This window comes from Bacterioplanoides pacificum (assembly GCF_042648445.1).
In the GTDB taxonomy this organism is placed as follows: Bacteria; Pseudomonadota; Gammaproteobacteria; order Pseudomonadales; family Oceanobacteraceae; genus Bacterioplanoides; species Bacterioplanoides pacificum.
Window position 1 is genome coordinate 161,092 of record NZ_JBHRYB010000005.1, and the last position, 12,632, is coordinate 173,723.

A 12,632-nucleotide genomic window follows, 5' to 3' on the forward strand; every position below is an offset into this window, starting at 1 on the left:
ATGAATTCTATTTAAGAAGAGTGTCTGAATGTTGGCTGTTTGACGGTCTTGGTTATTTTGTAGCTGACAATAAAATGACTGTTTTAATGGTCCGGGACGGCAGTTTGGTGGCGTCTGAGTTACCCTGCCAAGTTGTCTAACCTGACAGGCTGATTGATTGACGCGCTTGTAGCGAACGGAATGGCATGCTGTAGCGGCAAGGCGGCAATATTTTGTTAGCCGTTGCCGCCGCTTGCCGCTGTTAGCAATCGCTGATGAAAGGGTTGCGGTTGCCCTGGATCTGTTCGATTAACCGGTTGCGACGACATTCCCAGCGCCCCGGAGGATGTTGTTTATGCCAGGCCTGATACAGCCGCTGCTCAGCGCCCGACAGTTTCAGTGTGTATTGCCTGGCCATGTACAGATACGCGCGGGCAATCGCGCCACGGCTGTTACCGGGGGGCTGTACTTTTTTCGCTTTAAAATCGACCAGCATGTTGCATTGGCCATATTGGGTGGCCAGCCCGTTCCAGTCGCTGAAGCGGTAGTTGGAGCGGTCGCCATTAACCTCACCGATAGCGGGCACCAGATTGTGCATGTCACCTTCCATGCGCCTGAACAGCGGGTCTTTTTTGCAGGCTTTGCGGCCACCCTGCTGCCAGCACTGGCGCTGATGGCCAAAGGCCCAGGCGGGTACAATATGCTCCCACTCAATGCGGTTGGCGCGCTTTTGTTGTTTACGCACCTGATAGCCGCAACCGTTTAAATCCGGCAGCAGTTTTTTGCCCTGATAGCGAAAATCACAGCCGCAATAAAAACTGCTCTGATGTTCGCCCTGGTACAGCTGCTTCAGTTGTTTTTTCGCCTGGCGGAAGGACAGTGGTTCGGCACTGCTGTTGCTAAAGAACAACAGTGTTAAAAATATTAATAGTATTCTGGACAGCAGGGCGGGCATAAATAACTCAGATACAACTCAGATTCTGATAGGGAGGCGCCATTGTAATGCCATCACAAACCACGGGGAAGATGGTATGATGGCGACCATTCATTTAATCGTTATCAGGTAGCAATATGTCTAAAAGCTTCGAAGCTCAGGGAATCATCCACTCGATCGATCAGACCCGGGAATACGGTCAGAACGGTTTCACCAAACGTGAGTTTGTGATCAAGCTCAGTGGTGATGGGGAAAATCCGGATTACCCGAATTATGTGGCGCTGGAGCTGATTAAAGACAAGTGTGCGCTGATGGATGCTTTTCAGATTGGTGATGAAGTTCAGGTGACCTTTAACCTGTCTGGCCGGTTATGGAGTGCACCGGGCAAGCCGGAAAAATGTTTTACCAGCTTACAGGCCTGGAAAGTGGAACGTGCGGGTGTGCAACCGGGCGGCCAGAATTACGATATGGGCGCCTTCAGTGCCCCGTCCGCAGGCCCGGCATTTGATGACGATGTACCGTTCTGATTACTGCCGATCTGATTATTTCAGGCGGTAATAAAAAACCGGAAATGAGCGAATCATTTCCGGTTTTTTATTACCTCGCCGACGACAGCAGGTTACAGAATCTGATCGATAACCTTTTCTAAGCGCTCGACAGCACCGTCGATATCGTGCAGTTTGTCCAGGCCAAACAAGCCGATGCGGAATGACTGGTAATCGTCACCTTCATCACACATCAGCGGTACGCCGGCTGCGGCCTGCATGCCTAAGGCGGCAAACTTTTTGCCGTTTTGCATCTCGGCATCGGTGGTGTAATTCACGACAACACCGGGTGCTTTAAAGCCTTCTGCGGCAACGCTGTTAATGCCTTTGCTTTCCAGCATAGCGCGTACACGTTTACCCAGTTCGATCTGTTCGTCACGTACTTTATCGAAACCATATTGTTTGGTTTCCAGCATAGTGTCGCGGAATTTGGTCAGGGCATCGGTTGGCATGGTGGCGTGGTAAGCATGGCCGCCATTCTCGTACGCCTGCATAATCAGGTGCCACTGTTTCAGGTTGGTGGCGAAGCTGCTGCTGGTGGTGGTTTCCATAACGTCCACAGCCGCCTGGCTCATCATTACCAGTGCCGCGCAAGGAGAAGAGCTCCAGCCTTTCTGTGGTGCGCTGATTAATACGTCGACGCCGACGGCTTTCATGTCTACCCATAACGTGCCGGATGCAACACAATCGAGTACAAATAACCCACCGACTGAATGTACGGCATCGGCCACAGCTTTCAGGTAGTCGTCCGGCAGAATCATGCCGGATGCAGTTTCTACGTGAGGGGCAAACACCAGGTCGGGTTTTTCCGCTTTAATCGTGGCGACGACGTCGTCGATCGGAGCCGGAGCAAATGGCGCCTGTGCGCCTTCTGTTGTGCGTTTGGCCGTCATCACCGTGCTGGATGCCGGGATATTGCCCATATCGAAAATCTGGGTCCAGCGGTAGCTGAACCAGCCGTTACGGATAACCAGCGTTTTTTTGTCCTGCGCAAACTGACGGGCCACCGCTTCCATGCCATAGGTGCCACCACCCGGAACCACAACCACAGCATCGGCGTTATAAACCGACTTCAGCGTGGCTGAGATATCGTTCATCACGCCCTGAAACTGTTTTGACATATGGTTGAGTGAGCGGTCGGTAAATACCACGGAATATTCGAGTAAGCCTTCCGGGTCCAGGTCGGGAAGTAAGCCGGCCATACAGAGTGTCTCCTGCGCGTTTGCGCTCTGATTAATCGGTAATATCCTGACGGATTAGATAGGAAAAGCACCTCGCCGTAAAGGGTGACGGCAGGGAAAGACAGTCTCCGCAGTGGCAACAGCCACAGCGGAGTTATCTGCTGATATGGGGTGACTATTTTTTCGGTTGGGCATCAATGCTTTGTTTGTGTACGGCAACCGACTGCGGCGACATCAGATACATATACAACGGCATAATGGCGTCCGCTTCGGGCACCTGGCTCGGGTGTTCGCTGGGGTAAGCGGCAGCGCGCATCTGGGTGCGGGTGCCGCCTGGGTTGATGCAGTTAACACGTACTTCTGAGGTGTTTTCCAGTTCTTCTGCCAGCACCTGCATCAGACCTTCGGTGGCAAATTTAGAAACCGAATAAGCGCCCCAATAAGCACGGCCCTGACGACCGACGCTGGAGGTGGTGAAAATTACCGAGGCGTCTTTGGGTGCCTGACGCAATAACGGCAACAGATGTTTCATTAAAATAAACTGACCGTTGACGTTAATCTGCATCACCTTTTGCCAGGTGGTCCAGTCGTAGTTATCCAGTGGGGTGCGCTGACCTAACACGCCGGCATTTAATAATACGCCATCTAAATGGCTGAAGTTTTCTTCGATTAAGTTGGCCAGTTCACGGAATTTTTCTTCGTCGGTTTCTTCCAGGTCGAAAGGTAATACCGCAGGTTGAGGCAGGTTTTCAGCTTCGATTAAATCATAAGTGTCATTTAATGCTTCCTGAGTACGGCCCAACAGCAGAACGGTTGCACCTGCTCGTGCGTAGGTCAGCGCTGCTGTACGACCAATGCCGTAACCGGCACCCGTGACGAGAATGACGCGGCCTTTTAAAACCTGTTCTTGTTGTGCCTGTGCAACAGGCTTTAATTGGCTAATATCGATCATTGTGTTTGCTTCGTAATTTACTTATCTGAATTCGGTTTTTATTTATTTGCTGTCAGCTGTTGCAATAGCGCCTCAGGCGTATCGATAATGGCATCCGCCTGCCAGTTCTCGGCACTGTCACCGGCTTCGATGTAACCGAAGCTGGCCGCCAGGGTAAACATCTGAGCCGCCTGGCCGGCTTGTATATCGCGGATATGATCGCCCACGTACCAGCATTGCTGTGCGTTAAGCCCTAACAGGTCGGCTGCTTTTAACAGCGGCTCCGGGTCTGGTTTGGATTTTGCCACGTCATCCGGGCAAACCACGACATCACAGTGAATGTGAAGCTTATTCAGTAACACTTCGGTATAGAGCCGGGGCTTATTGGTGACAATGCCCCAACGAATGCCGTGCTTTTGCAGCTCGGGTAGGACTGCATCAAAGCCCGGGAAGTAACCACTTAAGTTGCCGATATTGTCCAGGTACCGATCGAGAATCTGCTGGCGGTGGTCGATAAACACCTGTGGGGCGTTTGCCAGATCGCGGCCGGCCTGATCTGGGTAGTCGAACGTCAGGCGGGTCAGGGCCGCACCGCCATTGGACACCTGCTGGCGAATGGTTTCATCGGCCAGTTCGGCTTTGCCCTGTTCTTTGCGCAGGCCATTCACCACGGCAAAAAAATCCGGTGCGGTATCGACCAGGGTGCCGTCTAAATCAAACAGAATTGCTTCAGGCTTCATTCGCCTGTGCCTTCTGTTTTCTGGGCCGCCATCAGATAGTTCACATCCACATCATTATCTTTTAAGCGGTAGATCTTGGTGATTGGGTTATAAACCATCCCCGTCATATCGGTAACCGCTAAACCTGCTTGGCGACACCAGCGGGTCATTTCACTCGGTTTAATAAACTTGTGGTAGTCGTGCGTACCGGTCGGAACCAGGCGCAGTAAATATTCCGCACCAATAATGGCAAACGCATAGGATTTAGGATTGCGGTTGATGGTCGAGAAAACCACCTGGCCTCCGGGTTTAACCAGTTTGCTACAGGCCTGAATAATAGAAAGCGGATCGGGAACGTGTTCCAGCATTTCCAGGCAGGTTACCACATCAAATGATGCAGGCTGTTGTTCTGCCAGCTGTTCTACCGCAATGCATTGATAATCGACGTTAACACCGCTTTCCAGGGCATGCAGTTTGGCGGTGTTTAAATTAGCCTGACCCATGTCGATGCCGGTGACGTCAGCGCCTCGTTGTGCCATGGCTTCGGCCAGAATGCCGCCGCCACAGCCGACGTCCAACACTTTTTTGCCGGCCAGGTGCACCAGACCGTCGATGTAATTAGTACGCAACGGGTTGATTTCGTGCAGTGGTTTAAATTCGCTTTCTTCATCCCACCAGCGTGTGGCCAGGGCTTCAAATTTTGCGATTTCTGCGCTGTCTACATTCTGCGCTTTTTCAGTGCTCATATCTTTTCCCTAATTCTCAGGAATAAGTCGCCGGAGTAATTAAGCCGCCGGGAACATATCTTCAGAGTTTAAAGCAGAGACTTTTTCGAGAGCAGCAACAGGATGTTGCGATCGCCCGGTAGGTACATGGACGTGCCTTCTGGGAGACGGTAGAAAAAGTGTCTGTTTTGAACCCTTCAATTCATTTTAATGTTGCGAAATTTTCTTTTGCCATTGCGCAGCATTGGCAATTAACTGTTGCTCATCCAGGCCAGTACTTTCAGTGAGCTGGCCTTTCTCTAATAACGCTTTTCCCGCCACCCAGACATACTCGGTGGCGCGGCTGGAGTCGGTGTACACCAGTTGGGAGATTGGGTCGTACAACGGGCTCTGGCCCAGTTGCGCTAAATTCACGGCTTGTAAATCGGCCTGTTTACCCGCTTCCAGTGAACCCACCTGATCTTCGATGCCCAGTGCTTTGGCGCTGCCGATGGTCGCCATTTCCAGTGCCTGCCAGGCCGGCAAGGCGGCGGCATCCTCAGCGACTGCTTTAGCCAGCATGGCGGCGGTTTTCATTTCGCCCTGAATATTCAGATCATTGTTACTCGCTGCGCCATCGGTGCCCAGGCCCAGATTAATACCCTTGCTTAGCAGTCTGGCGGTTGGGCAAAAACCACTGGCCAGCTTTAAGTTGGATTCCGGACAATGCACAACCGAAGCACCGCTTTGCTGCAGAATCTGTATGTCGTCGTCAGAAATCTGCGTCATATGCACGCAGCTGACCCGTTCGGTTAAAAAGCCCAGTTCGGCCAGGCGCTGAGTCGGACGTTTGCCGCTTTGTTCCAGGCTTTGAGCGACTTCAAACGCGGTTTCATGCAGGTGAATCTGTACCGGAATATCCAGTTGGTCGGCCAGCATGGTGATGTGTTTCAGTGGCTCGTCTGACACTGTGTAGGGTGCGTGTGGTCCAAGCCCCAGTGTGATGCGTGGCTGATTATGAAATTGCTTGTGAGCGGCCAGGGCTTTGTCGATGTAGTCGTCGGCGTTTTGCGCGAAATTGGTTGGAAAATCCAGAATAGGGGTAAAGCTGACGTTGCGGATGCCGCTGTCAATCGCGGCCTGAACCCCGGACTGCGGATAAAAATACATATCGGCATAGCTGGTGGTGCCACATTTTAACATCTCGGCGATGGCCAGGCGGGTGCCCTGATGAACAAATTCTTCACTGACCCAGCGGCCCTCGGCTGGCCAGATGTGCTGGTTCAGCCAGGTCATCAACGGCAGGTCATCCGCCAGGCCGCGGAATAATGACATTGCGGCATGGCCGTGGGCGTTCACATAGCCTGGCAGTAAAATATGATCATTTAACTCAACAACCTGGTCAGCTTCATGGCTGGTGGCGTGTTGATCCTGAATGGCCAGAATCTTACCGTCTTTCACAAATACCGCCTGGTTGTGCAGTATGGTGCGGCTGTGAGAGGCGCTTAATGGTGCAACCCAGTGTGCGTTAATCTGAATATCGGCCTGCATGTATCAGGGTTCCGGATTTGCTAATCAAAGTGGTGGGAGAGTATATCCGATTTCCCGGTAAGCTCAGAGTGCCTGATGATTCACTTTTTTGGCAAAGTTTGCCAAGATGGGTGATCGGATAGTTGGAGGAATACCTATGGCGACGATGAACATCTCTCTGCCGGATAGCCTGAAAGCCTGGGCGGAACAACACAGCCGCGAAGGACAATATCGTAATACCAGTGATTATGTTCGTGACCTGATACGCAAAGATCAGCAGCGCCTTGATAAGGTTGCTCATATGCAAAAGCTGGTCGACGAAGGCTTTGCCAGTGGTGTCGGTAAGCGCTCTATGTCTGATATTCGTGAACAGGCATTGGCCATTGCAGAAGGTCGGGCTGAATATCCTGCATCGGAATAGCGATTGTAATCATGCTCTATCTACTAACTGAAGCGGCAGAGCGGGATGTGCTTGATATCTACTTATATGGATATCAGGCTTTCGGCCAACAGCAGGCTGATATTTATCACGATGTATTAGAGAAGACATTCGAATTTCTCGCGCTCAACCCTTATGCAGGAAGCAAGCGCCCCGAACTGGATGTCCGGATGATGGCGGAACCCATATGGATACATCCTGTTCGGTCACATCTGGTTGTTTACATGATTGGTAATGACAAAACGGTTTGTATCGTACGTGTACGACATGCCCATGAAGATTGGCTATAAATGTTCCGGGCAACAAAACCTGCCTGTTTTTTAATCACTGCTAGTCACCTGTCTAAAAGCAAAAATCGCTGACAGCGCGATACAGGGCCTCTCAGGGCTATTTGCCTGTTTTTCTTCGGTTTTCAGGCGCTAACTGTGGTATGCTCCCGAACCTTGAAAAATATAGCGGCCGCTTGGGTCGCAGCCTCTCAGAAAGGAACAGGTCAGATATCTATGGGTGAGTTAGCCAAAGAAGTACTGCCAATTAACATCGAGGACGAGCTGCAACAGTCGTACCTCGATTATGCCATGAGTGTGATTGTCGGCCGGGCGCTGCCGGATGTGCGCGACGGCCTCAAGCCGGTTCACCGCCGGGTGTTACACGCCATGAATGTACTGGGCAACGACTGGAACAAGCCCTATAAAAAATCCGCCCGTGTGGTGGGTGATGTCATTGGTAAATACCACCCGCATGGTGACTCCGCGGTATACGACACCATTGTCCGTATGGCTCAGGATTTCTCCATGCGCTATATGATGGTGGATGGCCAGGGTAACTTTGGTTCGATCGACGGCGACTCTGCGGCGGCGATGCGTTACACCGAAGTGCGGATGGCAAAAATCAGCCACAGTATGCTGGGTGATATCGACAAAGAAACCGTCGACTGGGTGCCGAACTACGATGGCACGGAACAAATTCCGGAAGTATTACCAACCCGTATCCCGAATCTGCTGGTCAATGGTTCGTCAGGTATTGCTGTGGGTATGGCCACCAATATTCCGCCGCACAATATTACTGAGGTGCTGAACGGCACGCTGGCGCTGATCGATAATCCGGATCTGGATGTTGATGGCCTGATGGAATATATCCCGGGTCCGGATTTCCCGACCGGTGCCTTTATTAACGGTCGTGACGGTATTGTTGATGCCTATCGCACCGGCCGTGGCCGTATTTATATGCGTGCCAAACACCATTTTGAAGAAAACGAAAAGAACGACAAAGTTTCGATTATTTTCACCGAAATTCCTTACCAGGTGAACAAGGCCCGTCTGATTGAAAAAATCGCCGAGCTGGTGAAAGACAAAAAAATCGAAGGCATTACCGAACTGCGCGATGAGTCGGATAAAGACGGTATGCGTATTGTGGTTGAGCTGCGTCGTGGTGAAATGCCGGAAGTGGTGCTCAACAATCTGTTTGCTCAGACTCAGCTGCAAACTGTCTTTGGTATTAACACCGTTGCACTGGTCGATGGTCAGCCGCGTACGCTGAACCTCAAAGAACTGCTCGATGCGTTTGTTAAACACCGTCGCGAAGTTGTGACCCGCCGTACCATTTACGAATTACGCAAAGCACGTGAGCGTGGTCATATTCTCGAAGGCCTGGCGCTGGCGCTGGCCAATATCGATCCGGTGATTGAATTAATTAAACGCTCACCGACCGCTGCCGAAGCCAAAGAAGCGTTAATTAATACCGCCTGGGAACCGGGTGATGTACTGGATATGCTGGAACGTGCCGGTGAAGATGCCTGTCGTCCGGATGATCTGCCGGAGCAGTTCGGTTTCCGCGATGTCCGTTATTATTTATCACCGGTTCAGGCTCAGGCGATTCTGGACTTACGCCTGCAGAAGCTGACCGGCCTTGAGCACGAAAAACTGATTGAAGAATATCAGGTCAAACTGGCAGAAATTGCTGAGTATCTGGAAATCCTTGGCAGCGCTGATCGTTTGATGCAGGTGATTCGTGAAGAGCTGGAAGCGATTCGTGAAGAATATGGCGATGACCGCCGCACCGAAATTATTGCTCAAAAACGCGATCTGACCATGGCCGACCTGATTCCGGAAGAGGATCTGGTGCTGACCTTGTCGCACGGTGGTTACGCTAAAACTCAGCCGATGGATGTGTATCAGGCTCAGCGTCGTGGCGGTAAAGGTAAATCGGCGACCTCGGTGAAGGACGAAGATTTTGTCGAACATCTATTGGTGGTTAACAGCCACGATACCGTGTTGTGTTTTACCGATGCCGGTAAAGTGTATTGGTTAACCGTTTACGATATTCCACAAGCCGGTCGTAACGCCAAAGGCCGGCCGATTGTTAATGTGCTCAATCTGTCGGAAGAAGGCGAACGCATCACCGCCATTCTGCGGGTGGATGAGTACAGTGATCAGCAGTTTGTCTTTATGGCAACCGCCCAGGGTACGGTGAAGAAGACCACACTGGATCAGTTCTCTCGTCCGCGTTCGACCGGCCTGATTGCCTGTGAACTGGATGAAGGTGACTGGCTGGTCGGAGTGGCCATTACCGACGGCAGCAAAGATATCTTATTAATTACTGATGCGGGTAAAGCGGTACGCTTCAGTGAAGGTCAAGATGAAGAAGGCAGGGGTGGTGTTCGGCCGATGGGACGTACCGCCCGTGGTGTACGGGGTATCAAACTGGCTGACGATCAGCGGGTGATTTCACTGATTATTCCGGAGGAAGGCGGCACCATTCTGACCGCTTCTGAACGTGGTTATGGTAAACGTACCGCAGTGACGGAATTCCCGACCAAAGGGCGTGGTACTCAGGGTGTGATCGCGATGGTGACCAGTGAGCGTAACGGTGCGCTGGTCGGCGCGGTGCAGGTATTCGAAAACGACGAAGTGATGCTGGTATCCGATCAGGGCACGCTGGTGCGTACCCGGGTTAACGAAGTGTCGCAGCTGGGTCGTAATACCCAGGGTGTGACGCTGATTAAAGTGTCGGAAAAAGAAAAACTGGTGGGTGTTGAGCGTATCTGTGAAGACGACAGCGAGCTGGAAGACGGCGTGCTGGCGGAAGGCGCTGATGAGACCCCGGCAGCTGAGGTGCCGGCCGCGGATGACGCAACAGCAACCGATAATACAGACAGTGATGGTGATGCGGAATAATCACCGCTGACTATTTAAATTGCCTGATTTCTGCAACAACATCCGCGTGGCGGCTGTTGTTGTTTGTCCAGATTTTAACGGGAATAGAAACGAAATGACCCGAGCGTTTAATTTTTGTGCCGGTCCGGCGGCACTGCCAACGGCCGTATTAGAACGTGCGCAGCAGGAAATGGCAGACTGGCAGGGCAAAGGCCTGTCGATCATGGAAATGAGTCACCGCAGCAAAGAGTTTGTTTCGGTGGCGGAAAAAGCCGAACAGGATCTGCGTGATTTGATGCAGATTCCGGATAATTACAAAGTGTTGTTTATGCAGGGCGGGGCCAGCAGCCAGTTTTCGATGATCCCGATGAACCTGCTGCGTGGTAAAGGCAAGGCCGATTATATCTGTACCGGCCAGTGGTCGAAAAAAGCCATTGCTGAGGCAAAACGTTATTGTGATGTGAATATTGCGGCAACGACCGAAGCGAATAACTTTACCTCTGCGCCATCGCAGGACGAGCTGACATTATCTGCCGATGCCGCGTACGTGCATTATTGCCCGAATGAAACCATTGGTGGGGTCAAATTTGATTACATCCCGGACACCGGGGATGTGCCACTGGTAGCGGACTATTCTTCGGCCATTCTGTCGGAAGACATTGATGTCTCCCGATTCGGCATGATTTACGCCGGTGCACAAAAAAATATCGGTCCGGCCGGTTTGTGTGTGGTGATTATTCGCGAGGATTTGTTAGCCGACGCTGACGCTATGCTGGCCGGCACGCCAACCATGTTCAGTTATAAAGTTGCGGCTGACAATGGCTCTATGTACAACACGCCACCTACTTATAGCTGGTATCTGTCGGGCCTGGTATTTGAATGGTTAAAACAGCAGGGTGGTGTTGCGGCGATCGCTGACATCAATCGGCGTAAAGCACAGAAGTTATACGATTTTATTGATGGCAGTGACTTCTACGCCAACCCGGTGGCAAAACACAATCGCTCGATCATGAATGTGCCTTTTACGCTGAAAGACGCTGCACTGGATAAGACCTTCCTGGCAGAAAGTGAAGCGGCTGGTTTATTGAATCTGGCTGGCCACCGCAGCGTCGGTGGTATGCGCGCCAGTATTTATAATGCGGTACCGGAAGCGGGTGTGGACGCTCTGATTCAGTTTATGGCTGAGTTTGCAGCTAAAAGTTCGTAATTAAGTAGTTAAAAAACATCCCATAATGGATGCCTGATTGATTTTTCAGCCGCCGCCCCGAAGGCACGTCCATGTGCCTGCCGGGCTACCGCAACATCCTGTTGCTGCTTTGAAAAACAATCCGAATCCATTATCTACAGAATTTAAGATGGGTTTGGCATGAGCGAAGCGCAGGAACTTGAGGTTTTACGTAATAAAATCGACAGCCTGGATAACGAAATCCATAAGCTGATTAATGAACGCGCACGCTGCGCCCAGGAAGTGGCTGAGGTAAAGCAGAAGTACGCGGCGCCGGGCGAACATGTGGTGTTTTATCGCCCGGAGCGTGAAGCTCAGGTGTTACGTAAAGTGATGGCGCGTAACGAAGGGCCCTTGGCCGATGAGTCGATGGCGCGACTGTTCCGCGAAATTATGTCTCAGTGCCTGGCGCTGGAGGAACCACTGAATGTGGCTTATCTGGGGCCAGAGGGGACCTTTACCCAACAGGCGGCAGTGAAACATTTTGGCCATGCTGTGCAATGTGCTGGTCAGGTGTCGATTGCGGATGTCTTCCGCGAAGTGGAAAGTGGTAACGCCAATTATGGCGTGGTACCGGTAGAAAACTCCACTGAGGGGGTGGTCACTCATACGCTCGATACGTTTGTGCATTCCAATCTGAATATCTGTGGCGAAGTGGCCTTGCGGATTCATCACCATTTACTGGTGCGCCAGGATGCTACGGAAAGCGAAATCCGTCGTATTTACTCCCATGCTCAGTCTTTAGGGCAGTGCCGTTTGTGGCTGGATCAGAATTACCCTAATGTTGAACGCATTGCGGTAAGTTCGAATGCTGAAGCGGCGCGCCGTGCGGCGCTGGAAAGTGGTGCCGCGGCGATAGCCTCGGAAGCCGCCGCAGAGCTGTACGATCTGGTTATGAAAAGTGCCAAAATCGAAGATCGTCCGGATAATACCACTCGCTTTTTAATTATTGGTCCGCAAAAAACCCTGTCCAGTGGTGATGATAAAACCTCGATTCTGGTATCCAGCCGTAATCAGCCGGGTGCTTTGTACCAGGTGCTGGAGCCATTTCATCAGGCGGGCATCAGTATGACCCGGATTGAAAGCCGGCCATCAGCTTCTGGCACCTGGAATTACGTATTTTTTATCGATTTCGAAGGGCACGCAGACGATGCGAATATTGCCCCGGTACTGGATAATTTACGTAAAATTTCTGTCGATTTTAAATGCCTGGGTTCATACCCCAAAGCCGTTCTGTAACCCGGATAAAAACGTAGGGTGGGTAAGCGCAGCGCGACCCACCAGAGAACA

At 51.7% G+C, this 12,632-nt stretch carries 12 protein-coding genes; 6 read left to right on the forward strand and 6 right to left on the reverse strand.

Features of this window, described 5'->3' with window-relative positions; translation table 11 throughout:
• Positions 1 to 241 precede the first annotated feature (241 nt).
• On the reverse strand, positions 242 to 934 hold the full coding sequence (locus ACFOMG_RS05360; protein WP_376865251.1) for an endonuclease: 693 nt from the start codon (positions 932 to 934) through the stop codon (positions 242 to 244).
• Between the two features lie 116 nt (positions 935 to 1,050).
• On the opposite strand from ACFOMG_RS05360, the gene ACFOMG_RS05365 reads away from it, so the two are divergent.
• The gene (locus tag ACFOMG_RS05365) at positions 1,051 to 1,440 is read left to right on the forward strand and encodes a DUF3127 domain-containing protein (protein ID WP_376865253.1); all 390 of its coding nucleotides are present in this window, start codon (positions 1,051 to 1,053) and stop codon (positions 1,438 to 1,440) included.
• Positions 1,441 to 1,532: 92 nt separating this feature from the next.
• On the opposite strand, the gene ACFOMG_RS05370 is transcribed toward ACFOMG_RS05365, so the two are convergent.
• The 5 genes from ACFOMG_RS05370 to ACFOMG_RS05390 all read right to left on the reverse strand — a co-directional run bounded on the left by ACFOMG_RS05370 (position 1,533) and on the right by ACFOMG_RS05390 (position 6,544).
• A complete protein-coding gene (locus ACFOMG_RS05370) occupies positions 1,533 to 2,660 on the reverse strand; it encodes an aminotransferase class V-fold PLP-dependent enzyme (RefSeq protein WP_376865255.1) in 1,128 nt (375 codons plus the stop codon).
• A 154-nt stretch (positions 2,661 to 2,814) separates the two neighbouring features.
• Positions 2,815 to 3,591, reverse strand: a complete 777-nt coding sequence (locus ACFOMG_RS05375) for a YciK family oxidoreductase (RefSeq protein WP_376865256.1) — start codon at positions 3,589 to 3,591, stop codon at positions 2,815 to 2,817.
• A gap of 38 nt (positions 3,592 to 3,629) precedes the next feature.
• Complete coding sequence (locus tag ACFOMG_RS05380) at positions 3,630 to 4,310, reverse strand: HAD-IA family hydrolase (protein ID WP_376865257.1); 681 nt, start codon at positions 4,308 to 4,310, stop codon at positions 3,630 to 3,632.
• On the reverse strand, positions 4,307 to 5,035 hold the full coding sequence (gene ubiG / locus ACFOMG_RS05385; RefSeq protein WP_376865259.1) for a bifunctional 2-polyprenyl-6-hydroxyphenol methylase/3-demethylubiquinol 3-O-methyltransferase UbiG: 729 nt from the start codon (positions 5,033 to 5,035) through the stop codon (positions 4,307 to 4,309). Before ubiG ends, ACFOMG_RS05380 begins: the two co-directional genes overlap by 4 nt.
• 186 nt (positions 5,036 to 5,221) lie before the next feature.
• Positions 5,222 to 6,544, reverse strand: a complete 1,323-nt coding sequence (locus ACFOMG_RS05390) for a TRZ/ATZ family hydrolase (RefSeq protein WP_376865260.1) — start codon at positions 6,542 to 6,544, stop codon at positions 5,222 to 5,224.
• 136 nt (positions 6,545 to 6,680) lie between these two features.
• Here ACFOMG_RS05390 and ACFOMG_RS05395 point away from each other — a divergent pair, with 136 nt between their 5' ends.
• The 5 genes from ACFOMG_RS05395 to pheA all read left to right on the forward strand — a co-directional run bounded on the left by ACFOMG_RS05395 (position 6,681) and on the right by pheA (position 12,581).
• A complete protein-coding gene (locus ACFOMG_RS05395) occupies positions 6,681 to 6,944 on the forward strand; it encodes a type II toxin-antitoxin system ParD family antitoxin (RefSeq protein WP_376865261.1) in 264 nt (87 codons plus the stop codon).
• 11 nt (positions 6,945 to 6,955) lie between these two features.
• A complete protein-coding gene (locus ACFOMG_RS05400) occupies positions 6,956 to 7,252 on the forward strand; it encodes a type II toxin-antitoxin system RelE/ParE family toxin (RefSeq protein ID WP_376865263.1) in 297 nt (98 codons plus the stop codon).
• A 213-nt stretch (positions 7,253 to 7,465) separates the two neighbouring features.
• Positions 7,466 to 10,138: a DNA gyrase subunit A gene (gene gyrA / locus ACFOMG_RS05405; protein ID WP_376865264.1), complete on the forward strand. Its 2,673-nt coding sequence runs from the start codon at positions 7,466 to 7,468 to the stop codon at positions 10,136 to 10,138.
• Between the two features lie 94 nt (positions 10,139 to 10,232).
• On the forward strand, positions 10,233 to 11,324 hold the full coding sequence (gene serC / locus ACFOMG_RS05410; RefSeq protein ID WP_376865265.1) for a 3-phosphoserine/phosphohydroxythreonine transaminase: 1,092 nt from the start codon (positions 10,233 to 10,235) through the stop codon (positions 11,322 to 11,324).
• 159 nt (positions 11,325 to 11,483) lie between these two features.
• Positions 11,484 to 12,581 (forward strand): prephenate dehydratase, encoded by a 1,098-nt coding sequence (gene pheA, locus ACFOMG_RS05415; protein ID WP_376865266.1) that lies wholly within the window; start codon positions 11,484 to 11,486, stop codon positions 12,579 to 12,581.
• Positions 12,582 to 12,632: the final 51 nt, after the last annotated feature.

Coding starts and splice junctions, on each gene's coding strand:
- ACFOMG_RS05360 (WP_376865251.1), bottom strand. CDS start 934: ATGCCCGCCCTGCTGTCCAGAATACTATTAATATTTTTAACACTGTTG.
- ACFOMG_RS05365 (WP_376865253.1), top strand. CDS start 1,051: ATGTCTAAAAGCTTCGAAGCTCAGGGAATCATCCACTCGATCGATCAG.
- ACFOMG_RS05370 (WP_376865255.1), bottom strand. CDS start 2,660: ATGGCCGGCTTACTTCCCGACCTGGACCCGGAAGGCTTACTCGAATAT.
- ACFOMG_RS05375 (WP_376865256.1), bottom strand. CDS start 3,591: ATGATCGATATTAGCCAATTAAAGCCTGTTGCACAGGCACAACAAGAA.
- ACFOMG_RS05380 (WP_376865257.1), bottom strand. CDS start 4,310: ATGAAGCCTGAAGCAATTCTGTTTGATTTAGACGGCACCCTGGTCGAT.
- ubiG (WP_376865259.1), bottom strand. CDS start 5,035: ATGAGCACTGAAAAAGCGCAGAATGTAGACAGCGCAGAAATCGCAAAA.
- ACFOMG_RS05390 (WP_376865260.1), bottom strand. CDS start 6,544: ATGCAGGCCGATATTCAGATTAACGCACACTGGGTTGCACCATTAAGC.
- ACFOMG_RS05395 (WP_376865261.1), top strand. CDS start 6,681: ATGGCGACGATGAACATCTCTCTGCCGGATAGCCTGAAAGCCTGGGCG.
- ACFOMG_RS05400 (WP_376865263.1), top strand. CDS start 6,956: ATGCTCTATCTACTAACTGAAGCGGCAGAGCGGGATGTGCTTGATATC.
- gyrA (WP_376865264.1), top strand. CDS start 7,466: ATGGGTGAGTTAGCCAAAGAAGTACTGCCAATTAACATCGAGGACGAG.
- serC (WP_376865265.1), top strand. CDS start 10,233: ATGACCCGAGCGTTTAATTTTTGTGCCGGTCCGGCGGCACTGCCAACG.
- pheA (WP_376865266.1), top strand. CDS start 11,484: ATGAGCGAAGCGCAGGAACTTGAGGTTTTACGTAATAAAATCGACAGC.